1 protein-coding gene is annotated in these 643 nt (G+C 34.7%); it reads right to left on the reverse strand.

What is annotated here, in order from left to right; all coding sequences use genetic code 11:
• Positions 1-353: helix-turn-helix domain-containing protein (locus BW716_RS35170; protein WP_143709246.1), on the reverse strand; the 353-nt coding region annotated here is incomplete at its 3' end.
• Positions 354-643: the final 290 nt, after the last annotated feature.

A 643-nucleotide genomic window follows, 5' to 3' on the forward strand; every position in this document is an offset into this window, starting at 1 on the left:
ATGGATGGACGCCCCTTTTTCTTTGGTTCAAGGGCATCTAAGCCACCTACTTCAAATTGCTTCTTCCATTGATAAACCGTTGTAAAAGAAGGAACCATGAATATAGCCGCTGTATCCATTAACGATATACCCGATTGAGCCATAAAATTTAGTACGTCTAGTTTAAACTCTGCGGTGTAATTTGTATAGACCTCGTGTAAACCTTCTTCTCCATGGAGTTCGTATAAGCGTAACCAGTATTGAAATTGTGCCTTTGTAATATGCATCTGTTTTGCATATTCTGCTTGAGAAATTATTTTCGGATTAAATCCTTGAACGAGCGTTAACTTTAAATCCTTCGTAAATTTTGTCATACAAAAAACTGCACCTCCAATTGTTAGACTGTGTCTAACAATTGGGGTGCAGTTCATTTCTCCTTGGCCTTTTTATTTTTCTTCCTCAAACAAGAACCATTTAAACAACCGGTATTTTATGATTTTTACATACAAAGACGATAATACATGTTTATGTTCTAATAAAAAGGGTATTTATTAAATTAACAGGGCAAAGAAAGTGGAGGGAATGAAAAAATATGAATTAAAGTTTCACTTTATAAAAGGCATTGCTCAAGGATGATTCTGGAACCGACAATATAATGTAAGGA

This window comes from [Flexibacter] sp. ATCC 35208 (assembly GCF_001975825.1).
In the GTDB taxonomy this organism is placed as follows: Bacteria; Bacteroidota; Bacteroidia; order Chitinophagales; family Chitinophagaceae; genus Chitinophaga.